Source organism: Ruegeria sp. BC3, from assembly GCF_056539265.1.
Window position 1 is genome coordinate 128,842 of sequence record NZ_JBQFUP010000007.1, and the last position, 22,307, is coordinate 151,148.

The window sequence follows — 22,307 nt, forward strand, 5'->3', positions numbered from 1 at the left end:
CCGGCCCATCACGAGCCGGTCACGCAGGCTATTAGCTGCCCAATTCGTTTTCGATCAGCGCCTTGAAGTCTTCGTAGGACTGATTTTCGACTTTCTTGCCGTTAACAACAAATGACGGGGTTGCCTGAACGCCATCACGCTCTGCGTTTTCCTGATACCAGGCCACCAAAGTTTGCGCGCGGGTACCGTCCTGCAGACAGGCTTCAAGCTTGTCGTTGTCGATCCCGGCCAGACGCCCGATCTTTCGCAGTTCGTCCACGATCTCGGCCGGGCCACCGGCCTGGGTCCATTCAGACTGCCCCTGATAGATCAGGTCCGAGATGCCAAAGAACTTATCCGGACCGTCGCACCGCGCCACCATCGAAGCCCACAGGCCATAGCGGTCAAAATAGACTTCGCGATAGACGAACTTCACTTTGCCCGTGTCGATGAAGTCTTTTTTCAGTTGCTTGAACGCCCCGTTGTGGAAGTTCGCGCAATGGGGACAGGTATAGGAGGCATACTCGATGATTTCGACCGGTGCGTCTTCGGCGCCTAGCGTCATCTCAACGATGGTAGAGGTGTCCAGATCGGCTTCTTGCGCCTCGGCGCTGCTGATCAGCGGATAGCTCGTGTTGGAATTCGACAGCGACAGCCAATAGCCGCCTGCGGCCACGGCGACGGCCGCACAAATTCCGGTTGCAATACGGCTCATGTCTCAGCCCTTTCTCAGCGTTTTTGCTTGGATAAAACGTTACGGCCCAGACGTTCAAGGGCGGCGCGCAAATCACCATCTGTGACATCTTGCGCCGTCCGGTTCGCCTCGGCTTCGATCTCTGGTTCGATCTTGGGTTTTGCTTGTTTCGGCTTGTGGTCGAAACTGGCCTGCCCCTCGGCAAATCCTGTCGGAGCGGTCTGTGTGATGCGCACCCGGCTGATGGCGTTATAGCCATAAACCGCGTTTACCTTGCCGCGCAACTGCTCCTTTTGCATTTCCAGCATCGGGGCCTGCGGGCCAGTGGTCAGCACGGTTAGCGTCGCACCGATTCCGCCCTTGCCATAGCCCACATTCACGGGTCGCGCGATGGCGGCCATATCCTGCCCCACAATCTCGGCCCAATGAGTCAACAAGCGCGACACGGCGAAACCCCGGCTTTCACCGGCGCGCCTGATCTGGTCGTTCAGCAATGTCGCGGTGCGTTTGAACCCGCGGGTCGAAGAACGTCTGCGCTGCATCTGGTTTCCAACTCCTGCGCCGCTATTGTAAAGGGCATGACAACGGGCGCCAGCGAAACCCGACAGGGAGATAGATAAAACTTGCGTGACTCTGCTGAATTCGACGTGAGCGGCACGCTGCTGCACTGGTACGACCGCCACGCCCGCGAGATGCCCTGGCGTGTTGGCCCGGCAGATCGGGCGGCCGGAGTGACGCCCGACCCCTATCGAATCTGGCTGTCGGAGGTCATGCTACAGCAGACCACTGTTGCTGCCGTGCGGGACTATTTCATGCGGTTCACCACACGCTGGCCCACGGTCGAGGCGCTGGCCGCAGCCCCGGATGATCAGGTCATGGGGGAATGGGCCGGTCTGGGCTATTACGCCCGCGCCCGGAACCTGCTGAAATGTGCCCGAGTCGTGGCCGAAGACTACGGTGGACAATTCCCCAACACCTACGACGAATTGCTGAAACTGCCGGGGGTCGGCCCCTATACCGCCGCCGCGATTTCGGCCATTGCTTTTGATCGGCCCGAAACCGTGTTGGACGGCAATGTCGAACGGGTGATGGCGCGTCTTTATGATATCCACGACCCGCTGCCCGGCTCAAAACCTCTGCTCATGGACAAGGCCGCCGCGCTAACCCCCAACCTTCGCCCAGGAGATTATGCGCAGGCGGTGATGGATCTTGGGGCCACGATCTGCACGCCGAAATCCCCGGCCTGCGGTATCTGCCCGCTCCGCGATCCCTGCGCGGCGCGCGTAAACGGCACCCAAGCCGAACTACCGCGCAAGACCCCGAAAAAACCTAAACCCACCCGCTACGGCCATGTCTATATTGCCCAAAGCAGCGACGGAGCCTTTCTGCTGGAACGCCGCCCCGACAAAGGTCTGCTGGGCGGAACGCTGGGCTGGCCGGGATCCGATTGGTCTGAGGCCCCGGTCGAATCCCCGCCCTTCGCAACGGATTGGCAGTTGTTGTCGGGCGAGGTGCGCCATACCTTCACCCATTTTCATCTGATCCTGCGCATCTGGACGGCCAATCTCCCCACCGACCAATCGCCTGACGACCTGATCATCATCGACAAACACGCGTTCCGCCCCAGTGACCTGCCCACAGTGATGCGCAAGGCGTATGACCTCTGGCGCGTGACGTAACCCATTGTGCCACAATGCGTGCCGGGTCTAACCTGCCCACAGTTGTTCGGAGCGCTAAATGATCGCATCAGACAGTCTGTCTCGCTGGCAAGCAGCCTTGCCGTTCTGGGTGTCCTTCCTGTTGATCCCGTTGATTTGGGTCACCGCATTTGCAGGCGGCTGGTGGGTGTTGCTCGTGCCGTTATCGACCTGGTGGGCTTTTGCGGTTTTGGATCGATTGACGGGCCTGAACCTTGAAAATGTCGACCCAGACACGCCAGACGGCGTTCTGAAATGGTACATCCTGCTGACCAAAGCTTGGGTGCCGGTCCAGTTCCTCACGCTTTTCGGACTGATCTGGTACGCGACACATACTGATCATCTGTCTGTTCTGGCCAAGATAGGCCTCTTCTTTGGAATGGGTGTGATCTCGGGCACAATCGGGATCAACTACAGCCACGAGTTGATGCACCAGAAAGGTCGGTTCGAACGCTGGCTTGGCGACATCCTGCTGGCGATGGTGCTGTATTCGCACTTCCGGTCGGAACACCTGTTGGTGCACCACCGCTATGTCGGCACGCCACGCGACCCCGTCACCGCACGGTACAACGAAGGGTTCCACAGATTTTACCCTAGGGTGCTGTTGCAATGTCTCCTTTCCGCGTTTCAAGCGGAAAAAGACAAACTTGCGCGCAAGCAACGCCCCTGGACCGACCCTGCAAACCCATTCTGGCGGTATTGGATGCTACAAGTGGGCATGCTCGCGCTTGCTTTCATGGTCGGAGGATGGTCTGGCATCGCTTTGTTCCTGCTTCAGGCTGGTGTCGCCATCTGGCAGCTGGAGCTGGTCAACTACGTCGAACACTATGGCCTGACCCGCAAACATCTTGGCGATGGCAAGTATGAGCACGTTCAACCCCGCCATTCGTGGAACGCGTCGCAGAAAGCCTCAAACTGGCTGCTGATCAACTTGCAACGCCATTCCGACCACCACTACAAACCGAACCGGCGCTTTCCCCTGCTGCAACATCATTCTCAGGACGCCGCACCTCAGTTACCCTATGGCTACCCGGTGATGACCGTTGCGGCGATGATCCCGCCGCTGTGGCGGCGCGTCATGAACCCCCGCGTTCGGGCATGGCGGCGCCAGTACTACCCCGAAGTCACCGATTGGCAGCCGTACAACAAGTCACTCAACCCATTGCCACGCGCCTGACCGCAGCGCGTGCCAACGCGCTGCCCAGCCCAACGGGAGGACGCGCATCTGTGATGCGCGGCACACCGGCGGGAGCCCTTATTGCACCCAAATATCCATTGGTTGTTGAACCCCGCGGACAGGTTGATTTTCGTGTTTCACGAAACCGACGGTCTGCTCGGCAATGTTGTTGCCTTCCTCGATAACCTGCGCGCGCACCGCATCGCTCAGGACCACCCGCACTCCAAGATCGCGCGTCAACGCCTCAAGCTTGGCCGAGACATTTACCGCGTCGCCGATTACTGCAAATTCCAACCGGTTCGCCCCAATGTCGCCCAGCACCACCGGCCCATAGTGCACACCGATCCCAACCTGAATCTCGGGCTCACCCGCCCGCCGCCGCTCAAGGTTCCAGCGGTCGATCACCGTGACCATATCGCGTGCGCAGGCCACCGCGTTGCTTGCGTCCAGCGGCGTCGGAACCGGCGTACCAAACGTGGCCATCAGCCCGTCACCGAGGTATTTGTCGAGCGTTCCGTGATGGCGGAACACCTCGGTCTCCATGCGGGCATGGAAGCCGCGCAGAACCTCGATCACGTCATAGGGGTCACGACCTGCCGCAAACCGGGTAAAACCGACAATGTCGATGAATAAGACAGCTATGTTTTCCTTACGTATCTGTTTCAGCGGTTCGTCATTCTGGCTCAGTTCGTCCACGACATTCGGCGAAAAATACCGCGACAGGTTCGCCCGCTCTCTCTCCAACCCCGCATTGGTCATCAACAGCCGATTGAGACGCCGCATCGAAATGCCAAGCGTCACGGCAACCATCATGAAGACTATGACCTGCTGAATGCGCAGCTCTGGCATGAAACTGTTGGGGTTCAGCCATTCCGCAACATCCGGATAGCCCACCAAGGCTTCGGCCACACGCTCGCTGATGCCGGAGATCGGCGTTGCCACCCACCATGCGATCACCCAGCCCGCGGTCCACATCATCACGGTCCATGACCCGATGGCGACGACCGTGCGCCAGGAATAGGCCAGCGTTCCCGCCGCCAGAATGATGAAGAAATACTGGAAATTGTCGAACCGGTACTGCATGGCCAATGGCCGCACGTCATCGCTGAACGGGTTCGGTACGATCATCCCCAGCGTCATGATCAGCAGGTCCACGAAGATCAGCAACAGCTCGATCCGCGACTGTCCCACCCGACCGGCGCGCTGGATCAACCAGCCATTCGCGCAGATCAACAGTAGGATGAAGTGATACCACAGCACCTCCCATTGCGGGTTCAGGAAGATCAGCAGGATGCCTGTCAGGCCCATCGCGATCCAGCGTGCGCGGACGGCCAGTTCCAGCCCTTCGCGCTTGTGCCGCTCCAGCGCGGCCTCTGTGTACTTGTTATCCAGATCGTACACATCCGGCTTGGTGATCGAGAACCGTTCAAGACGGGATTCGCTGGCTGTGGTTTCCGACATGGCCGAGGCTCCTTCCGTGCGCAGCAGGATCAGGACTCTCATATCGGAACCGGGAGGGCAACAAAACAAAAGACCCCGCCGTGATCGGCGGGGCAAGGCTTAGTGCCGTGTGTCAGGCCACAGGCACCGGCGGTGTTCGTGAAATCAGTTCATCTCGGCCCGGATTTGCTGGCGCAGAACGTCGATTGGCACTGTCTTGCCATCGCGCTTAAAGCACCAGTATGTCCAGCCATTGCAGGACGGCGCATTTTCCAGATGTGCGCCCACCTGATGGATCGAGCCTTTGACGTTGTCGCCTACCAGCGTGCCGTCCGCACGCACCTTGGCCTTATGGCGCTGGTTCATGGAATAAAGTTCTTCACCCGGGCGTAGCATGCCGCGTTCAACCAGTTGGCCAAAAGGAACGCGCGGCTCGGCGCGTTTGCTGGCGCTGACTTCCAGCGCTTCGCGGTCAAATTTGCGGACCTTGGCGATGCGCTTTTCGGCAACCTTGCGATAGCTTTCCTCGCGCTCGATCCCGATGAACTCGCGTCCCAGCATCTTGGCAACGGCACCGGTCGTGCCTGTACCAAAGAACGGATCAAGGATCACATCGCCCGGGTTGGTCGAGCCGATCAGGACGCGGTGCAGCAGCGATTCCGGCTTTTGCGTCGGATGTGCCTTGTCGCCGTTTTCATCCTTGAGGCGTTCGTGACCGGTACAGATCGGCAGCACCCAGTCGCTGCGCATCTGCACGCCTTCATTCAGCGCCTTCAGCGCCTCGTAATTGAATGTGTACTTGGCACCTTCGCGCTTGGACGCCCAGATCATTGTCTCATGCGCGTTGGTAAAGCGCTTGCCACGGAAGTTCGGCATCGGGTTGGATTTGCGCCACACGACGTCGTTCAGAATCCAGTAGCCTGCGTCCTGCAGGGCCGAGCCAACGCGGAAAATGTTGTGGTAAGAGCCAATCACCCAGATCGCGCCATTGGGTTTCAGCAGTCGATGCGCGGCCTTTAGCCATTCGCGGGTGAACTGATCATACGCCCCAAAGCTTGAGAACTGATCCCAGTGATCATCAACCGCGTCCACCTGGCTGTTATCCGGGCGGTGCAACTGACCTTTGAGTTGCAGATTATAAGGGGGATCCGCGAAAATCAGGTCAACCGACGCCTCGGGCAGACTGTTCATCACTTCGATGCAGTCCCCGGAAAGAATCGTGTTTAAAGGGAGCGCTTTTGCGCCCTTTTTGGTGGTTGTTGTCATTGTACTGCCTCAAGTATCCACGGCGCTTTTGCGCTCATTTGGTTGAGACAAGGATGAGTCAAAGTCGATTCGCCGTCAATTTCTTTTTTGAATCAGCGACTTACGATTTACTCTTGATACAAGATGTTGTGTACCGGCTTGAAGGAACGCCTATGATGTGGGGTCACCCCGAGATTTTGCAGCGCTTCTCTGTGTTGTTTTGACGGATAGCCTGCGTTCTTCTCCCATCCATAGCCGGGATGCTGTTGCGCCAAATCCACCATCAGTTGATCGCGCCAGTTTTTCGCGATGATCGAAGCCGCCGCAATCGACACCGAATGCGCGTCCCCTTTGACAACCGCCTGCGCCGGGATCGTCAGACCGCGCGGGATCATGTTTCCGTCGATCAGCAGATAATCCGGCTGAGGGTCCAATGCGGCAACCGCGCGTTCCATCGCCAAATGCGAGGCCCGCAAGATGTTGTGTTCGTCAATCTCGGCCACCGAGGCCTCTGCTATGGCGAATTCTGCCCGCTCGCGAATGGCAACGTCCAACGCGGCACGCCGTTTGGCTGTCAGCTTCTTGGAGTCGTTTAGCCCCTCGGGAATATCTTCCGGGTTCAGAACAACGGCCGCTGCGACCACAGGCCCGGCCAAAGGTCCGCGGCCAACCTCATCCACACCGGCAATCCGCACATAACCTTGTGCCACCGCTGCCTGCTCAATCGAATAGTCCGGGTTTGTCATACCTACCGAAAACCGCGTTTCCCGCCCAACCGCAAGACAAAAAGAGAGGGCAGCTTGCGCTACCCTCTCCCGCGCGGTGCTTCTGTGGCGCCGCTCCTGCTCGAAAGTGATTACTTGTAAACGACGCGGTATCCTTGCTGGCGCAGGCATGCAGGTTCGTATGCCCGCTTCACCTTTTTGCCATTCCAGAAACCGACCTTGCACTCTTGCGGCAGGCTATTGGCGTGTTTGTAGTGCTTCTTGAGGCAATTCGGCGCCAGAAGCGGTTGATTGTTCGAATACGCATTGTAGTTGCGCAGGCATTGCTGCGGCAGGTCATAGCGCGCAACATTTCGCGGCAGCGGCCGCACCGGATAGCTGGGCTGCGCGACATAAGGCTGCTGCGTATAGGTCTGTTGGCGCGACGCCCGCTGCTTGCGCTGTTCCTTGTTATAGTAGTGAACGCCCGCGCCAATGATCGCGATGGCAGCAAGCCCACCAAGGATGTCCTTGGCATCCGCTGCCCGCGCCTGTGAGGCCGAGACGCCGGTGATGGTGATTGCGGCGGCAACGACAAGAGCGATGAACTTCCGGTGCATGATGCGTGTCCTTCCTGGTGTTTGAGGGGCGATCCGACACAGACCGCAAACGTGATGCACCAACATTGGGTCTGCCCCCCTCAGACAAGCAATAACGGGCCGGTGTTATCCAATATCAGCCACCGCAAACCCCTTGGGTTATTGAATATCCGGCAAACCCATGCGCAGGATGCAGCCTATGAAACCGATCCTCTCTTCTCTGGCCATTGCGGCTCTGATATCGCTTGGCACCGCGGCCGCAGCCGAGTGCTATGCGGATTACAAGGCCAAGCAGGACAATCCGCTGCGGCTGCACTACGGCGTGATGCAGGTTTCGGCCTGTGACAAAGGCCAGGCCCAGCAAGAGGTCTCACAACGCCTCAGCGCATCTGGCTGGACATTGCTGAATGTCATGTCCGTTTTCGGGCCGGAAGGATTGGATAAAAGGAAGGCCAATGCCGGACAATTCTATCTCCGTTACTGATACGCGGCGATCTGGCACACGGCTGGTCGGCGCAGGTATCGCGGCCATCGTCTTGATCCTGATCGCAGCCGCCGCCTTTCTGTTCTGGACCTTGCCAGACGCCAACGCGTTCAATGCGCGAGTCGAGCGGCTGTTCGTCGAAAGCGACCTCACTTCGCAGACCGAGATTCGCTTGCTTGAGATTCTGGCGCAGTCGGGAACCGCCTTTGCCGATACATTGGCGAGCTATCGTATGGTGATCTACGTGCTGCTGGTCTTTGCCAGTGCGATGCTTGTGGCTGCATTGGTGTTTCTGGTGATGCTTGTCTTGCTTAACCGCCGGATGGCTCAGATCGAACGCACCGGAATTCAGGTAACATCGCTGCTGATCAGCCGCGAGGAAAACACCGTGTATCTGAACAACATGGATTTCAAGCTGACCCCGGCGGCCATGGAAACCCTGTCGGTTCTGGCCGAATCCCGACTGGATGATGAGGTCCTGTCCGGCGCTCAGATCGAAGCGATGATCTCGGGCAAAAGCGCCGCCGATTGCGACGAGGCCGCTGGCGCGACGCGGATCAAGCGGCTGCGGGACGCCTTGGGCAATCAGATGGTCAGCGAATTGCTGGTCAAGAACATCGCCAAGAAAGGCTACATGCTGTCCATCGAAAAAGATGTGATCCAGATGGTCTGACGCATGGCCGCACAGTTATCGTGCGATAAAAATGCCGACATCGCCCCTTGGAAAACCACGTAACAGCGCCCATCCTATAGGGACCCGTGCCAGGGAGGATGATTATGAACGTCCACGCCAGACCAAGACAAAAAGGCTATGGGATCTCAGTCGAACGGTTGAACGGCAAGATTGCGATCTACCGGGATCAGACCCTTTTAGCCGAAAGCAGTAATGCCAAGGTAATGTATGAAACGCGGCTCCCGCCGACGATCTACATCCCGCGCGAAGACGTGCGTGTTGCTCTCAGCGATGAGACCGAATTGCAAACCTTTTGTCCCTTCAAGGGCACTGCGACCTATCACGACGTGATCCTCGGCGGCGAGCGGTTGGCCAACTCCGTCTGGGCCTACGAAGAAGCCCTGCCTGAAAGCGTTGTGATTCAAGGCCATATCGGGTTCATGCCAAATGCCTATACCAAGATTGATTTGGGCGATAACACCCTGCGGGACCCCGAGGATGGCAATATCAGCGGCCCGTTGATTGACTGGCTGATGCGCGGAGCGTCGGAAAATGACACGCCCGAAGCCTTCACTCAGGCTCTGGCCGAGAAAATGCTGGAACACGGGATCGCCATTCAGCGCCTCAGCATCCTGGCCTGGTCTCTGCATCCGCTGATCGCGGGCAAGCACTATATCTGGGAAAAAGGTGAGGCGGAGATTTCGACCAATGTTCCCACTTATGAAATCCACGATCACCCGGCCTATATCAACAGCCCCCTGCGCCATGTATCGAACGGTCTGGGCGGCGTGCGCCAGCGGCTGAATGCGGACAACCCCCACAACAGCTTTCCGATCATGGAGGATCTGCGGGCCAAAGGCGCGACCGACTATGTGGCCATGCCCCTGCCCTTTTCAGACGGCCGCACCAATGTACTGACCCTGACCTGCGATCACCCGGATGGGTTCACCACCGAAAATCTGGGCCTTGTTTTCGAGTGCTCACAAGTCATAGCCCGGTTTTATGAGGTGTTCATGCAGCGTGAGAACGCTCAGGTCCTACTTGAAACCTACGTGGGCAAACGCTCGGGCGCGCGCGTGCTGGGCGGTGAGATCCGGCGCGGTGATGGGGATGAGATCGACGCCGCCATCATGTTCTGCGACCTGCGCAATTCCACCAGCCTCGAAGAACGCCTGGGCCGGAGCGCATACATCAACCTTCTGAATGATTTCTTCGAAACCGTATCCAGCATTGTCCACGACAATGGCGGCGAGGTTCTGAAGTTCATCGGAGACGCGGTTCTGGCTGTCTTCCCGGCGGGTGAGGATTCAATTTCGGCCCGCGGCAATGCCCAGCGCAGCGCCATCAGTATCGTCGAGAAGCTGGGAGAGTTGCACCGATCGGGCTCGGACACGCATTGCGACTGTTCGATCGGTGTGGCCTATGGCCGTGTGACCTATGGGAATGTCGGCTCGCGTGAGCGGTTGGACTTTACCGTGATCGGACAAGCCGCGAACATCGCCGCGCGTTTGGGAGAATACGGCAAGACCAAGAACCACAGGATTGTCGTTTCCGCCGACATTCTGCCTGCCTGCGCAAACGCTCTGCCGCTTGGCGATGTCAAGCTGCACAACGTATCGCAACCGGTGACGTCATACGCGCTCAAAACTTCCGCAGATGCCGTTCTGGACGGATAAGATCCGCGTTTTAGTACTGTATAGCTTTTGTCAGAGCTTCACCCGTGCAACTTATCCGCTCAGAAGGATCAGCGCAGTTTGTGCGGGTGACACCACGTTTTCAAGCTGAGCGATCTGGCTTCGGGCCAGGAATTGATCCGTCAATTGCTCTCTGGCCGCTTTGTCTTTGAACTGGGCCAAATCATCGGATCCTGTCAAACCGGACAGCCGATCCTTGAACACTTCAAGCTGCCTGTCGATATTCAGTTGACCGAAACTCGTGGGCAAACCCAACGCAGTCTCCATCATGCGCCGAAGCGGCGGCAAGCTCATCAGGTCGAACCATTTGGCATCCTTGCTGCCCCCCTTCGCGGCGAGGTCGCTCAGCGCGTGTTGAGCGTAAAGCGAGATACGCATCGTTCCATCTGTCTCGCCCACCGCAACCTCGAACCGAGACACCATGTTGTCACGCGCAATCTCTTCCATATTGGTGATCAGCCCGGTTTTGCGTACTTCACCCGGCCCGAATCCGAACGCATCCGAGAACTGCCGGTATCTTTTGTCAGACAATCGGTTCGACAGGGCGTCCTGCGCCTTCGTTCCATCAGACAGGATTTTCTGGATGAAAAAGCGGTTATCCAGGTCGCCTTCTAAACCAAAGGCCCCCAGCGCAACCTGCAGCAACCGCCGGTCTGATACCAAGTCTTCCGCTGTCTGAACCTTTTTGATGTTCTCCAGAAAATACTCACTGTCCCGCTTGTTGACCGCAGACGCCGAAAAGCTTTCCAACTGCGCGTCATAAGTGCGTTGCAGGAACCGCCAGCCAACCAGCCCGCCCGATGGTAAGACCGGCTGGAAGGTCATTGTTGATAAGCCATCAGGCGTTCTTCGCGTGGCAGCAATGCACGCAGAGCCTTGAGGCATTTGTAGAACTGCTCATCCAGCAAGGCTTCGGTCGCTTCGGCCAGCACCCGGCGGCTGTCTGCGTCTGTAAAAATCTGGCTCAACTCCTCGACCCGGCGCAACAATTGTTGGCGGGCCCGATCGGGCTCTGTGTCGCCCGACAGGACGAGCTGCGTGGCATAGCAAACACGTCGAACCGGGGTATTCACCTCGTCGGGATGAATCGCGTCCCGCAGACGCAAAACATTTGCCTCGGGCGTCATGATCGAGAACCGGCTGCGTCGGTCCCCGTTTTCCAAGACCACACCGTTGATCAGAACCCTCTCTTTCGGGGCCAGTTTCAGAACCAATCCTGCCATTAGGTGGCCCTCATCTGCCGCAGACCACGCAGAACTGCCATGTTGATCTCAAGCAGTGGCTCAACCGAGGCCTTATTGCCAAGAACCTGGCTGCTGTGCTGTTCGGTAAACTCGGCCAGATAGAAAATGCGAGCGCGCAAGTCGTTGGGCAGACCGTTTTCGGAATCCGTTACTCCACTGGCTAATACACTCCATAGCCGGCGGTTTTCGTGCAGGGCTTGAACGAACCCACCGAAATCGGCCGCTTGCCGGGCAGCGGCGCCTTTGAGCCTGTGGGTAATCTTTGAAATCGCTTCGTATTCGGTGTCGCGCGGGGTGCGCGTCGGTGCGGCGGTCTGTGCATAGGCACGCTGGGCAAAAGCTTGCGGTGTCACGTGAATTCCTTCCAGTAATCCGCCACTTGGCGGTCAGTATCGGGGCGCGTTGCCGCGCCCCGACCGGGTTCCTGAACTTAGCGGAACAGAGACAAAATCGACTGCGGTGCCTGGTTGGCGATCGACAGCGACTGAGTCGCCAACTGCTGCTGCACCTGAAGGGCCTGCAGACGCGCTGAGGTCTCTTCCATGTCCGCATCAACCAACGAACCGATCCCCGATTTGAACGAGTCCGCCAGGTTCGAAATGAACTCTTTCTGGGTCTCGATCCGACCCTGAGCCGAGCCAAAGGCAGCCGACGCGTCGATAGATGTGTCGATCAGCGTTTCGATCGTGGCCAGCGCGGCTGTCGCCCCGGCACCGGTGGACACGTCCAGACCCGCCATTGCGCCGAGACCGCCTGAACCTGCGTTCACGAACTGTGCCGAGAACGAGATGTCGCGACCGGTGTTGTTGGTGACGGCCAGGGTGCCTTGTGTGCCCGAGTCATAGCCGACAGTCAGACCGTTGATACCCATCTCTTCGATCTTGGCTTTCAGACCAACGGCGACGATGTCGCCCGTGGTGGTCGCCGCGGCGTCTGCAGCAGTCACGGTATAGGACACGACCTGATCATCGATGGCGACGACCACTTTGTCACCAGCCGCAAAGGTGCCGCTGGATTCATCGGTCACCAAAGCAGTGGCCGAGGTCGCTGCGTTGGCGATTGTTGCACCCACGCGGTCGTTGCCAGTGGACGATCCGGTCGAACCGTCAAAAACCGCTTTGGTCACGTAGCCGCCAGTCGACAGGTTCTGCCCTGCGACACTGATCGAAGAAGCAGTCACGTTGCCGGTGTTATCCCGGTCCAGCGAGGCCAGGATAGAGGCCGAGCCAGCCGACCCGTCCACAAGGTTCAGGCCATTGAACTGAGCGGCCTTCACCACCGAGTTGATCTGCCCCTTTAGCGCGGTCACGTCAGCGTTGATCTTGTCACGGTCAACGTTGTCTTCTTGTGCCGCGACAATCTTGCTTTTCATCTGAGTCAGCAGGTCGGTGACAGTCTCAGATGCATTACGCGCAACAGCAACAGTGGATTCACCCAGCGACAGGCTGTCCTTGATTGCGTTAAAGCCTTTGACATCCGACTCCATGACCTTGGAAATCGCCCAAACAGCCGAGTTGTCTTTGGCAGTTGCAACGTCCTTACCCGTCGAGATCGCGTTCCGTGTCGCGCCAAGATCTTTGTTGACCGACTTGAGTGTTTGCAGCGCAACCATTGCGCCATTGTTTGTCAGAATGCTGGACATATCTGTCATCCTTTTCCGTTCGGGCCTTTTGCGCCCATGCTCACCCCGCCACCTGTGCGGGCTTTCACGTCTTTCTGATCGGTGCGATCCGCCGTCGGGCTGTTCGCGCCACCTGCTGTTTCAGGTGCACGAACACCTTTGACCTTGATCCCCTAACGGAGTGCTAAAGCGCGAAAGTCAGAAATTTAGGATTTGAATCAAACCTGTACCTAGGCCCGCTTTTCCAGCTTGGCATGATGTCTGACGGCGAATCCGCTGCGTTGGCCGTCGGCGCCATAGGTACTGAACTCCTGTCGCACCCGCCCCAGTTCGGCCATGCGATCGGCTACAGCGCGAATCCCCTCAGCCGCACTGTTGAGCAGCGCCTGGTTCCGCTCGACCTTTTTTTGCAAGCGCATCAACTCGTCACTGTCAAAGACCTCAAGGTCGTTGAGCGCACCGATCAGCTTTTCCTTTTCGGGCGCCGTGTGATGCAGGCGGTCCAGATCGCCCTCGAACAGTGCATTGCGCTCAAGGTCCAAAACCTCTTCAAGGGACTTCACAAGATCGGTTTCAGGTGTCGTTGACATTGGTTTTCTCCATCATGGACTGGAACAGGATCTCGGACAGGCCGACCCCGCCGGACTGGGCCAGCGCGCGGGCCTGATGCTGCACAAGAAACGACGCGAACTGATCCTCGCCCGCGCCGCCCCCAAAGGACTGACGGGCTTGTCCCAACCCAGCGGACTTCAACATCTCGCCCAGAAATGCGGCTTCCAGCTCAACGGCTGCGGCCTGCAGCTTCTGCGCGTAGGCCGAGGATTGGGGAGCTGGTAATGGCGCTGATACCTTCATCGCTTTCTCCGAAAATTGCATCGAACTTTCACGATCAAAGAAGAAAGCAGTTAAAATAAACGTAACTTCCTGCGGGCAAGTATTCGGTCACACAATCGGAGCCGGAGCAAAATGCCCAACCCTCTTTCAGTGGTGACATCCTCGCCAACCGCCGCCGCCAAATCTCAAGGCAATACATCCGAGCCGGGGGACGATACCGGCGCGGCGTTTGCTGCCATGCTCGATCAGCATAGCGAAGAGAACAGCGATCAGGATGTTAGCCTGGGCATGGTCGCAGCCGAGCCGGAGGTTGAAGTTGAGATTGAAACAGACGGTATACCAAAGCCAGAAACGGAAGAAGCTCGCGTCGATCCTGAAAAGGCGGACCAAGATCCACCACCGAGTGATCTGGAAAAGCCAAAACCGAAGATCGACCCCGAGCCTACTCCTATGTTGGTTACTGCCCCTGTTGGGCGGGATCAGGCACTACACGCCTCTGAGAAAGGCGCGATACAGGACGTTAGCCAATCCTCACGCGTTTTGGCGAATGATCCGCCAGCACATCAGCCACTTCGGCCCACCGAGGATGCAGCTCGACCAGAAGCCTCAGCCCCGGTAATCCACGCGAACTCGCGCCAGGCGAAAGAAGACGCTGATCTGATCCGACGCTTACCTCAACATCAGCACATCGCAGATCAATCCCAGCCAACTCAGGTTGATCATCAACGGACGCCAAAACCAGATCGCGTGCCCAGCATCGCGCAAATGCAGCTGTTCGCGTTCGAGAAACCAAGCATTCAGGTTGATGGAAACGCTGGTTTGAGCGTCGAAGAGGTTACACCGCTCAGGACCGAAACGCCCATTTCGACCGGTCGAGAGATCTCGACCGCGATGCACACCATGGTACCGGCCGCCCGCGCCGAAGTGGCCCGCGCGGTCGCCGGGCAGATGGCTGCTGTCATCACTGCTCAGCCGAACTCTGGCGCTGTTGAAATTGCTTTGAACCCAGAAGAACTGGGGCGCGTATCCATCGTTCTGAATGGTCGCGACGACGGGGTGCACCTGACCATTTCGGCCGAACGCCCCGAAACGCTGGACATGATGCGCCGACACCTTTCGGTCCTGGAGGAGGAGCTCAGGAATTTCGGACTGGGTGATTTGTCCTTTGACCTCGGAACCTCTTCGGACAAGAGCCACGAGCGCGCGGATCAAGAAAACAAGCCACTCGGCGACGCCGCACAAATGGCTGACCCCTCAGGCAACGCGGTGCCTGTTACCAGAACCGGCCCTGTGGGCCGCATCGACATGAGGTTGTGACAATGATTTCCCCGACCCAATCCAACACCGCAACACCCGCCCCAAATCAAAGTTCCAATGCTGCAAAAACCACCGGTCTGGCGTCCGATTTTGAGACGTTCCTGAAAATGCTGACGGTTCAGGCGCGGAATCAGGATCCGCTCAAACCTCTGGACGCATCGGAATACGCGTCGCAATTGGCGCAATTCTCGATGGTGGAGCAGCAGGTTCAGACCAATGATCTGTTGTCGACGCTTGGTCAGGATCTGGGGGGCGGAAATCTGGACAAACTCGGCAAGTGGGTCGGAATGGACGTGCGCGCGCCATCAGCGTTCAAACTTGCAGGTGCGCCCGTGACCCTGTTTGCCAAACCCGACGCGGCAGCGGACAAGGCGGTTATGGTTATCCGCGACAGGGAAGGCGCAATCATCGACCGGGTCTCCATGTCCAAAACCGACCAGAAATTGGTCTGGTCGGGAAAAGGCAGTGACGGACAGCCGTTCCCAGCCGGGACTTATTCAGCCACTTTGGAGAGCTTTGACGGCGACAAGCTGCTGTCACAGCAACTAGCCGCGACCTACAACAACGTCGTCGAAGCGCAAATTGTCGACAACAAGGTGATGCTGACACTGGAAAGCGGACAGGTTGTTGACGCATCGGCTGTGACCGGGGTCAGAGCCTGAACTTGATCTGTCGCGCAGGACAGTCCAAAGCTTGGCGAAATCGACTCGCTAACTGCATTGGTGACCCTCCTGCCTGCCTCAGCCCGCCCTCCTTCTGATTTGGTTGACGACTTGTGTGACCGGGGCCTTGTCGGGACCGGTACCGCGTTTCAGACGCTGTACGGCGGACGTACAAATCAGGTCTGGAAAGTGCTTGGCGGCGGCGGTGACAAGGTATTGAAGCTTTACCGGGCGACACCGCGCAATCCGCTGTTTCGCAACGACCCTGAACTCGAAGCAGACTGCCTGCGCGCCCTTGAACCCACAGGATTCGTACCGCGCCTGCGCGCAACCGGTACGCATGAGACTGGCCATTGGGTGTTTTACGACCACGCCCCCGGATCGCCATGGCGCGAAGACCCCGAAAGTGTCGCCACCCTGCTGCGCAAACTGCACGGGTTGGACGTGCAGGTCCAAGCCCCGAGCGGGTGCAATGGCAGCGCGGATCTCGCGGATCACGCCGAACGGATTCTGAACGCGTGCACTTCGGAAACTCGGGATCGCCTCGCCAAAATGCGCCCTAGGGGCCAAGTCTCTGCGGCCAATCGCACCTGTCTGATCCATGGTGACACCGTGGCGGGCAACATCCTTGTCGCATCAACCGGCATGACGCTGATCGACTGGCAATGCCCGGCGCGGGGAGATCCATGCGAGGACATCGCAATGTTCCTGTCGCCCGCTATGCAGTGCCTTTATCGCGGTAGCCCCCTGAGCCCAACTGAAGAAGAGCACTTTCTGACCGCATATAACGACCCTGAAACGGTTGCGCGGTTCCATGAATTGCGTCCGTGGTATGCGTGGCGAATGGCGGCCTATTGCTTGTGGCGTATGGAAAACGGAGCGGCGGACTACGCCCGGACCTTGGAACTGGAAGTCGCCGCACTTTAGAGGCTCAATCGATCCGCGATCGCCATGGCAGCGTAAGCGGGCGGCATCAATACGCGCCGCCACCCCCCGAGAGGAAAGCGTGGCGGAGCTTGCGTGATCGGTAGAGGCAACTCAGCCTCGCGACCCCTGACCATTTGGGCAAGGGCCCGCCCACAATACGTTCCCATTGCCACCCCGTTCCCGTGATATGCAAAGGCCGCAAACATGCCCGGATTGTTTGGCACATGGCCGACATATGGCGTGAGTTTGCGCGACATACACACCATACCCGACCACATATGGGTCACCTCGACGGCTTTCCATTGGGGGAACATGGTATGAAAATCCCGCTGCGCTGTTTTTCGGATGGCGGCTTCGGAGCCCGGCGACGACCGCAACCCGCCGCGCATGCCAAACAGGAACCGCCGATCAGGCATCAAACGAAAGTAATGCAGCAGGTTGCGGGTGTCATAACTCATCTGATCTGACGTCCATCCCTGCGCCTGCAATTCTGCATCCGACAGAGGGCGTGTCACCAGAACCGTGGACTGCGCGGGCATGTAGCGCCCCGACATCCATTGGGGTACATCTTCGCTGGAATACCCATTTGTACAGATCAGCACGTTCGCGGCGCGTACTCGGCCCGATCCGCTTCGGACCTCGAAACCGGACTGCGTTTTGGCAATCTGTTCAGCAGCCGTCTTTTGGTACACAGACGCACCCAATGACTGGGCGGCCTTCGCGAGCCCAAAAAGGTATTTTCTGGGGTTGAGGGCAAATCCAACTGGGTTCGTATAGGCCCCGTGAAAGGCAGCACCCAGACCAAGGCCGGGCAAATCGCGGGCTTCGTGCAAGGTGCCAGACGCCTCTGCACTGTGCCGCAGATGCTCCATGGCCCGTGCGGAATGCGCAAGCTGGGTTTCACCTTTGGAATGGGTATCCGCCTCGATCCCGTGCTGCTCCAGTAGGTCTTCAACAAGCTGAACCGCGTCGATCTCTACTTGTTCATAGGACGCCGCAGCCTCGGCCCCATAGCGACGGACCATTGCCGCTTGGCTTAGCTTTGAGCCACCAAGGCAGCAAAACCCGCCATTGCGACCCGAAGCCCCCCAACCAGGAGTTCCGGCCTCTAGAACTGCGACGGTTATACCCGCTTCTGCCAGATGCAGCGCTGCCGACAGCCCGGTGAAGCCACCGCCAATGATGGCGACATCGACGCTTTTGTCACCGCTCAGGACAGGCCAGTCCGGTGCCGAGATCGTATCGTCCCACCAGCAGTTCTGACGCGGTCCAGCGCCATAGGTATAGTCCGGGAACAGACGTTTCATTCGGTGCGCGCTGCAGCAAGCTCATCTTGTTTTTGCCGCACCATCGCGCGCTTCGTAACCAATGAGGCGGTTATCACCCCGACGGTCACCACCGCGATCATGATCGTGGACAAGGCGTTGATTTCAGGGCTGACACCCAGACGCACGGCTGAGAAGATCTTGATCGGCAAGGTCGTCGCCGACGGGCCCGAGGTAAACGACGCGATGACCAGATCATCCAACGACAGGGTGAACGCCAGCAACCAACCTGAAATCACGGCCGGCGCGATGATCGGCAGAGTCACAAGTCGGAACGCCTGCGCAGGCGAACAGCCCAGATCCAGGGCGGCCTCTTCCAGCGATTTGTCGAAGGTGACCAGCCGCGAGGATACGACGACCGACACAAAGCACATCGAGAAGGTCGTATGTGCCAAAACGATCGTCAGAATACCCCGGTCCAGCCCGATGCCGATAAACAATAGTAGCAGAGACAAACCTGTGATGACTTCGGGCATCACAAGCGGCGCGTAGATCATGCCCGAGAACAGCGTCCGGCCAAAAAACCGTCCGCCTCGCACCAGCACATAGGCGGCGGCCGTTCCAAGAACTGTTGCCAGCGTCGAGGAAAAGACGGCCACGCGGATCGTAACCCAGGCTGCATCCAGAAATGCCTCGTTCTGGACCAGTTCGCCATACCATTTGGTCGAAAACCCAGCCCAAACGGTGACCAGCTTGCTTTCGTTGAAGCTGAATATGATCAGGATGACCATCGGGATGTAAAGAAACGCGAACCCAAGTGTCAGGGACACCGCATTGAACCAGCTGAGCCTGTTCATTGATCGGCCTCCGTCTGTTTTTGCTGGTTGCGCTGGAACAGAACGATCGGGATCACGAGGATCAGCAACAGCACCACAGCAACAGCACTGGCGACCGGCCAGTCGCGGTTCGAGAAGAACTCTTCCCACAGAACCTTACCGATCATCAGCGTGCCCGATCCGCCCAGAAGCGAGGGGATCACGAACTCACCAATCACCGGGATCATGACAAGGAAACACCCCGCAATAATACCCGGGCGCGACAGGGGTATAGTCACCAGCCAGAATGCCTGAACGCGCGAGCAGCCCAAATCCTCGGCCGCTTCGATCAGGGATTCATCCATACGTTCCAGCGCCGCATAGATCGGAAGAATCATGAACGGAAGGTAGGTGTAGACGATACCAATATAGACAGCCGTGTTGGTGTTCAGAATGGTCAGCGGGGTCGAGATGATGCCCAGCCACAGCAGGATCTGATTCAGATACCCTTCGTTCGACAAGATCCCCATCCATGCGTAAACGCGGATCAGGAACGAGGTCCAGAATGGCAGGATCACCAGCATCATCAGCGTTGGCCGCCATTCCTGCGGAGCGCGTGCCATGCCATAGGCAATCGGATACCCCACAAGCAGCGTCAGAGCGGTAGAAATCACCGCGATCTTGACGCTGGAGAGGTAGGCTTTCCAATACAAGTCATCCTCGGTCAGCCAGACGTAGTTTTCGAAATCCAACTGACTGAAGAATTCTTTGATGCCGGCCCAGCCCTGCGACAGGTCCAGAGTCGGCGTATAAGGCGGAATGGCAAGTTCAACGTCCGAGAGCGAAATCTTCAGAACGATGAAGAAGGGCACCAAAAACAGCGCCAGCAGCCAGACATAAGGGACAGCGATCAGAAGGGCGCGGCGCATCAGTTGTCCAGCAGCACCGCAGCCGTAGCTGTCCAGGACAGCCAGACCGGGTCTTCCCAAGTAAAGGACCGGCGCGAGATACGGCGGGTGTTGGCCGTTTGCGCCTTGATGATCGTACCGTTGGGCAATTCGACATGATAGGTGGACAGGTTCCCCAGATAGGCAATGTCATGCACTTTGCCCTGCACCGCGTTGATGGCATCCGCCGGACGATCAGCCGAGATGGTCACCTTTTCCGGGCGGATCGCAATGTGGCAAGCCTGCCCATTCGAAAACCCTTTGGCCGATGTCGCGGTCAGAGGTGCCTGCCCCTCGGCCCAGTCGATCTGATAGGTTTCGTCTCCGTTCGCCGTCGCGCGGCCTTCGATGATGTTCACATCGCCGATAAAGTCGGCCACGTAGACCGAGTTGGGATTCTCATAAATCTTGTCAGGTGTCGCGACCTGCATCAGTTTACCCTGATCCATCACAGCCACGCGGCTGGCGACGGTCATCGCCTCTTCCTGATCATGGGTCACGATCACAAAGGTGGTGCCTGTCTTTTCCTGAATGTCCATCAGTTCGAACTGGGTGTCCTGCCGCAGTTTCTTGTCCAGCGCACCCAGCGGTTCGTCGAGCAAAAGCAGTTTCGGAGCCTTGGCCAAAGACCGCGCCAGCGCGACCCGCTGACGTTGGCCACCCGAAATCTGATGCGGTTTCCGACGGGCAAATTGCTCCAGCCGGGTCAGGCGCAGCATCTCTTCGACGCGGTCTTCCAGATCACGCTTGGGCATGTTGTCCCGACGCAATCCGAAGGCGATGTTTTCCCAAATGCTGAGATGCGGGAACAATGCATAGGACTGGAACATCATGTTCACTGCCCGCTTGTTTGGCGGGATCGGGTCGATATCCTGACCGCCCAGCAGGATATGGCCCTCGGTGGGCGTTTCGAACCCCGCAAGCATCCGCATCATTGTGGTTTTGCCGCAGCCAGACGGACCCAGCAGAGCAAAGAATTCTTTTTCGAAAATATCCAACGACAGATTATCAATCGCCGTGAACTCGCCAAACCGCTTGGTGACATTCTGGAATTGGATCAAGGGTTTCGCCTGCGGGTCTTCCCACGGCGCAAAGACGGTAGTGTTCAAAACGGCCCCCGTTCGACAATCTGATTGAAAGGGCAAGGCGGTCTGGCCGCCTTGCTCAGATACTTCGGATCAGGTGCCCGATTTGACTTTGGTCCACAGACGGGTCACGACCCGCTGCGTTTTTGCCGGATAGGGCGTGGTGATGTAGAGGTTCTGCATCGTCGTCTCATCCGGATAGATGGCCGGATCACCGATCACATCTTCCACCAAAAATTCCTGCGAGGCTTTGTTGCCATTCGCATAGTAAACGTAGTTCGAGGCCGCCGCCATGTTGTTGGCGTCGAGAATGAAGTCCAGGAACTTGTGCGCACCCTCAGGGTTCGGCGCATCCGCCGGAATCGCCATCTGGTCGAACCACATCAGTGAACCTTCAGCAAACGGATGGTATTCGATCTCAACTCCGTTTTCAGCCTCGGCCGCGCGGTCACGGGCCTGCAAGATGTCGCCAGACCAGCCTACGGCAACGCAGATATCACCATTGGCCAGAGCATTGATGTATTCCGAGCTGTGGAATTTCTGGATGTGCGGCCGAACGCTCAGAAGGACTTCCTCGGTCTTTGCAATGACATCCGTGTCATGGCTATCCGGGTCTTCGCCGATGTACTGCAGCACCATCGGAATAATCTCGGCCGGAGCGTCCAGGAAATAGACACCACAGGACGCCAGCTTTTCCATGTTCTCTGGTTTCAAAACAAGGTCCATGCTGTTCAACGCAACATCGTCGCCCAGTGCCTCTTTGACTTTGGCAACGTTCACCCCGATGCCCGTCGTTCCCCACATGTAGTTGATCGAATACGCATTGTTTGGGTCATACCCAGCGGTACGTTCCTGAATGACGTCCCACAGATTTCCCGAATTCGAAAGTTTCGAGGCGTCCAGTTCCTGGAAGGCGCCAGCCTGAATCTGGCGTTGAAGGAAAGTGCCCGACGGCACAACCACATCGTAACCTGATCCACCCGCCAGCATCTTGGTCTCCAGGACCTCGTTGCTGTCGAACACATCGTAGATCAGTGTCAGACCGGTTTCTTCTTCGAATTTCTGAAGCAGTTCCTCATCGATATAGTCGGACCAGTTATAGACGCGCACCTCTTCGGCGAAAGCCGCCGAAGTCCCCAGCGCGACGATCGCTGTCATCGTCAGCGTTTTGAGTGACATATTTTTCTCCCTGCAAGTGTACGGG

Annotated in this window: 25 protein-coding genes; 8 read left to right on the forward strand and 17 right to left on the reverse strand. The window is 57.9% G+C overall.

Going from position 1 to position 22,307, the window contains the following annotated elements:
- Positions 1–31 precede the first annotated feature (31 nt).
- Positions 32–694, reverse strand: a complete 663-nt coding sequence (locus ACR0MV_RS17790; protein ID WP_170427497.1) for a DsbA family protein — start codon at positions 692–694, stop codon at positions 32–34.
- 14 nt (positions 695–708) lie between these two features.
- A complete protein-coding gene (locus tag ACR0MV_RS17795) occupies positions 709–1,215 on the reverse strand; it encodes a DUF721 domain-containing protein (protein ID WP_170427499.1) in 507 nt (168 codons plus the stop codon).
- 81 nt (positions 1,216–1,296) lie between these two features.
- Between ACR0MV_RS17795 and mutY the strand changes: the two genes are divergently transcribed.
- Both mutY and ACR0MV_RS17805 read left to right on the forward strand, forming a co-directional pair.
- The gene (gene mutY / locus ACR0MV_RS17800) at positions 1,297–2,352 is read left to right on the forward strand and encodes an A/G-specific adenine glycosylase (RefSeq protein WP_480703096.1); all 1,056 of its coding nucleotides are present in this window, start codon (positions 1,297–1,299) and stop codon (positions 2,350–2,352) included.
- 58 nt (positions 2,353–2,410) lie between these two features.
- Positions 2,411–3,547, forward strand: a complete 1,137-nt coding sequence (locus ACR0MV_RS17805; protein ID WP_480703098.1) for an alkane 1-monooxygenase — start codon at positions 2,411–2,413, stop codon at positions 3,545–3,547.
- Positions 3,548–3,625: 78 nt separating this feature from the next.
- On the opposite strand, the gene ACR0MV_RS17810 is transcribed toward ACR0MV_RS17805, so the two are convergent.
- The 4 genes from ACR0MV_RS17810 to ACR0MV_RS17825 all read right to left on the reverse strand — a co-directional run bounded on the left by ACR0MV_RS17810 (position 3,626) and on the right by ACR0MV_RS17825 (position 7,556).
- Complete coding sequence (locus ACR0MV_RS17810; protein ID WP_170427505.1) at positions 3,626–5,008, reverse strand: adenylate/guanylate cyclase domain-containing protein; 1,383 nt, start codon at positions 5,006–5,008, stop codon at positions 3,626–3,628.
- A gap of 144 nt (positions 5,009–5,152) precedes the next feature.
- On the reverse strand, positions 5,153–6,253 hold the full coding sequence (locus ACR0MV_RS17815) for a site-specific DNA-methyltransferase (RefSeq protein WP_170427508.1): 1,101 nt from the start codon (positions 6,251–6,253) through the stop codon (positions 5,153–5,155).
- 107 nt (positions 6,254–6,360) lie between these two features.
- The gene (locus ACR0MV_RS17820; protein ID WP_170427511.1) at positions 6,361–6,978 is read right to left on the reverse strand and encodes a ribonuclease HII; all 618 of its coding nucleotides are present in this window, start codon (positions 6,976–6,978) and stop codon (positions 6,361–6,363) included.
- A gap of 110 nt (positions 6,979–7,088) precedes the next feature.
- Positions 7,089–7,556 carry a hypothetical protein gene (locus ACR0MV_RS17825; RefSeq protein ID WP_480703099.1) on the reverse strand — a complete coding sequence of 156 codons (468 nt, stop codon included), beginning with the start codon at positions 7,554–7,556 and terminating at the stop codon, positions 7,089–7,091.
- A 178-nt stretch (positions 7,557–7,734) separates the two neighbouring features.
- Here ACR0MV_RS17825 and ACR0MV_RS17830 point away from each other — a divergent pair, with 178 nt between their 5' ends.
- From ACR0MV_RS17830 to ACR0MV_RS17840, 3 genes are all read left to right on the forward strand, one after another.
- Entirely contained in the window at positions 7,735–8,019 is a 285-nt protein-coding gene (locus tag ACR0MV_RS17830) for a hypothetical protein (protein ID WP_170427518.1), read from the forward strand.
- The gene (locus ACR0MV_RS17835; protein WP_480703100.1) at positions 7,991–8,692 is read left to right on the forward strand and encodes a winged helix-turn-helix domain-containing protein; all 702 of its coding nucleotides are present in this window, start codon (positions 7,991–7,993) and stop codon (positions 8,690–8,692) included. Before ACR0MV_RS17830 ends, ACR0MV_RS17835 begins: the two co-directional genes overlap by 29 nt.
- A gap of 104 nt (positions 8,693–8,796) precedes the next feature.
- The gene (locus tag ACR0MV_RS17840) at positions 8,797–10,368 is read left to right on the forward strand and encodes a DUF427 domain-containing protein (RefSeq protein ID WP_170427522.1); all 1,572 of its coding nucleotides are present in this window, start codon (positions 8,797–8,799) and stop codon (positions 10,366–10,368) included.
- Positions 10,369–10,419: 51 nt separating this feature from the next.
- Here the strand turns inward: ACR0MV_RS17840 and ACR0MV_RS17845 are convergent, their stop codons facing one another.
- The 6 genes from ACR0MV_RS17845 to ACR0MV_RS17870 form a co-directional block, all read right to left on the reverse strand.
- Positions 10,420–11,211, reverse strand: a complete 792-nt coding sequence (locus tag ACR0MV_RS17845; protein ID WP_480703102.1) for a DUF1217 domain-containing protein — start codon at positions 11,209–11,211, stop codon at positions 10,420–10,422.
- Positions 11,208–11,609 (reverse strand): flagellar biosynthesis repressor FlbT, encoded by a 402-nt coding sequence (gene flbT / locus ACR0MV_RS17850; protein WP_170427526.1) that lies wholly within the window; start codon positions 11,607–11,609, stop codon positions 11,208–11,210. Before flbT ends, ACR0MV_RS17845 begins: the two co-directional genes overlap by 4 nt.
- A complete protein-coding gene (flaF, locus tag ACR0MV_RS17855; RefSeq protein WP_480703104.1) occupies positions 11,609–11,983 on the reverse strand; it encodes a flagellar biosynthesis regulator FlaF in 375 nt (124 codons plus the stop codon). Before flaF ends, flbT begins: the two co-directional genes overlap by 1 nt.
- A 77-nt stretch (positions 11,984–12,060) precedes the next feature.
- Positions 12,061–13,272 carry a flagellin gene (locus ACR0MV_RS17860; protein ID WP_170427530.1) on the reverse strand — a complete coding sequence of 404 codons (1,212 nt, stop codon included), beginning with the start codon at positions 13,270–13,272 and terminating at the stop codon, positions 12,061–12,063.
- Between the two features lie 209 nt (positions 13,273–13,481).
- On the reverse strand, positions 13,482–13,841 hold the full coding sequence (locus ACR0MV_RS17865; protein ID WP_480703105.1) for a flagellar biosynthesis protein FlgN: 360 nt from the start codon (positions 13,839–13,841) through the stop codon (positions 13,482–13,484).
- Entirely contained in the window at positions 13,825–14,106 is a 282-nt protein-coding gene (locus ACR0MV_RS17870) for a rod-binding protein (RefSeq protein WP_480703107.1), read from the reverse strand. The genes ACR0MV_RS17865 and ACR0MV_RS17870 overlap by 17 nt, the downstream gene beginning before the upstream one ends.
- 111 nt (positions 14,107–14,217) lie before the next feature.
- On the opposite strand from ACR0MV_RS17870, the gene ACR0MV_RS17875 reads away from it, so the two are divergent.
- The 3 genes from ACR0MV_RS17875 (at position 14,218) to ACR0MV_RS17885 (ending at position 16,991) form a co-directional block, all read left to right on the forward strand.
- Positions 14,218–15,402 carry a flagellar hook-length control protein FliK gene (locus ACR0MV_RS17875; protein WP_480703108.1) on the forward strand — a complete coding sequence of 395 codons (1,185 nt, stop codon included), beginning with the start codon at positions 14,218–14,220 and terminating at the stop codon, positions 15,400–15,402.
- 2 nt (positions 15,403–15,404) lie between these two features.
- Complete coding sequence (locus tag ACR0MV_RS17880) at positions 15,405–16,064, forward strand: flagellar hook capping FlgD N-terminal domain-containing protein (protein WP_480703110.1); 660 nt, start codon at positions 15,405–15,407, stop codon at positions 16,062–16,064.
- Positions 16,065–16,175: 111 nt separating this feature from the next.
- Positions 16,176–16,991 (forward strand): phosphotransferase, encoded by an 816-nt coding sequence (locus ACR0MV_RS17885; RefSeq protein ID WP_480703111.1) that lies wholly within the window; start codon positions 16,176–16,178, stop codon positions 16,989–16,991.
- Here ACR0MV_RS17885 and ACR0MV_RS17890 read toward each other — a convergent pair.
- The 5 genes from ACR0MV_RS17890 to ACR0MV_RS17910 all read right to left on the reverse strand — a co-directional run bounded on the left by ACR0MV_RS17890 (position 16,988) and on the right by ACR0MV_RS17910 (position 22,282).
- Positions 16,988–18,298: an NAD(P)/FAD-dependent oxidoreductase gene (locus tag ACR0MV_RS17890; RefSeq protein WP_480703112.1), complete on the reverse strand. Its 1,311-nt coding sequence runs from the start codon at positions 18,296–18,298 to the stop codon at positions 16,988–16,990. The two genes, ACR0MV_RS17885 and ACR0MV_RS17890, sit on opposite strands and share 4 nt — an antisense overlap.
- Positions 18,295–19,113: an ABC transporter permease gene (locus tag ACR0MV_RS17895; RefSeq protein ID WP_170427551.1), complete on the reverse strand. Its 819-nt coding sequence runs from the start codon at positions 19,111–19,113 to the stop codon at positions 18,295–18,297. The genes ACR0MV_RS17890 and ACR0MV_RS17895 overlap by 4 nt, the downstream gene beginning before the upstream one ends.
- Positions 19,110–20,000: an ABC transporter permease subunit gene (locus ACR0MV_RS17900; RefSeq protein ID WP_480703113.1), complete on the reverse strand. Its 891-nt coding sequence runs from the start codon at positions 19,998–20,000 to the stop codon at positions 19,110–19,112. The genes ACR0MV_RS17895 and ACR0MV_RS17900 overlap by 4 nt, the downstream gene beginning before the upstream one ends.
- Positions 20,000–21,127: an ABC transporter ATP-binding protein gene (locus ACR0MV_RS17905; protein ID WP_170427557.1), complete on the reverse strand. Its 1,128-nt coding sequence runs from the start codon at positions 21,125–21,127 to the stop codon at positions 20,000–20,002. The genes ACR0MV_RS17900 and ACR0MV_RS17905 overlap by 1 nt, the downstream gene beginning before the upstream one ends.
- Positions 21,128–21,196: 69 nt before the next feature.
- Positions 21,197–22,282 carry a polyamine ABC transporter substrate-binding protein gene (locus tag ACR0MV_RS17910; protein ID WP_170427560.1) on the reverse strand — a complete coding sequence of 362 codons (1,086 nt, stop codon included), beginning with the start codon at positions 22,280–22,282 and terminating at the stop codon, positions 21,197–21,199.
- Positions 22,283–22,307: the final 25 nt, after the last annotated feature.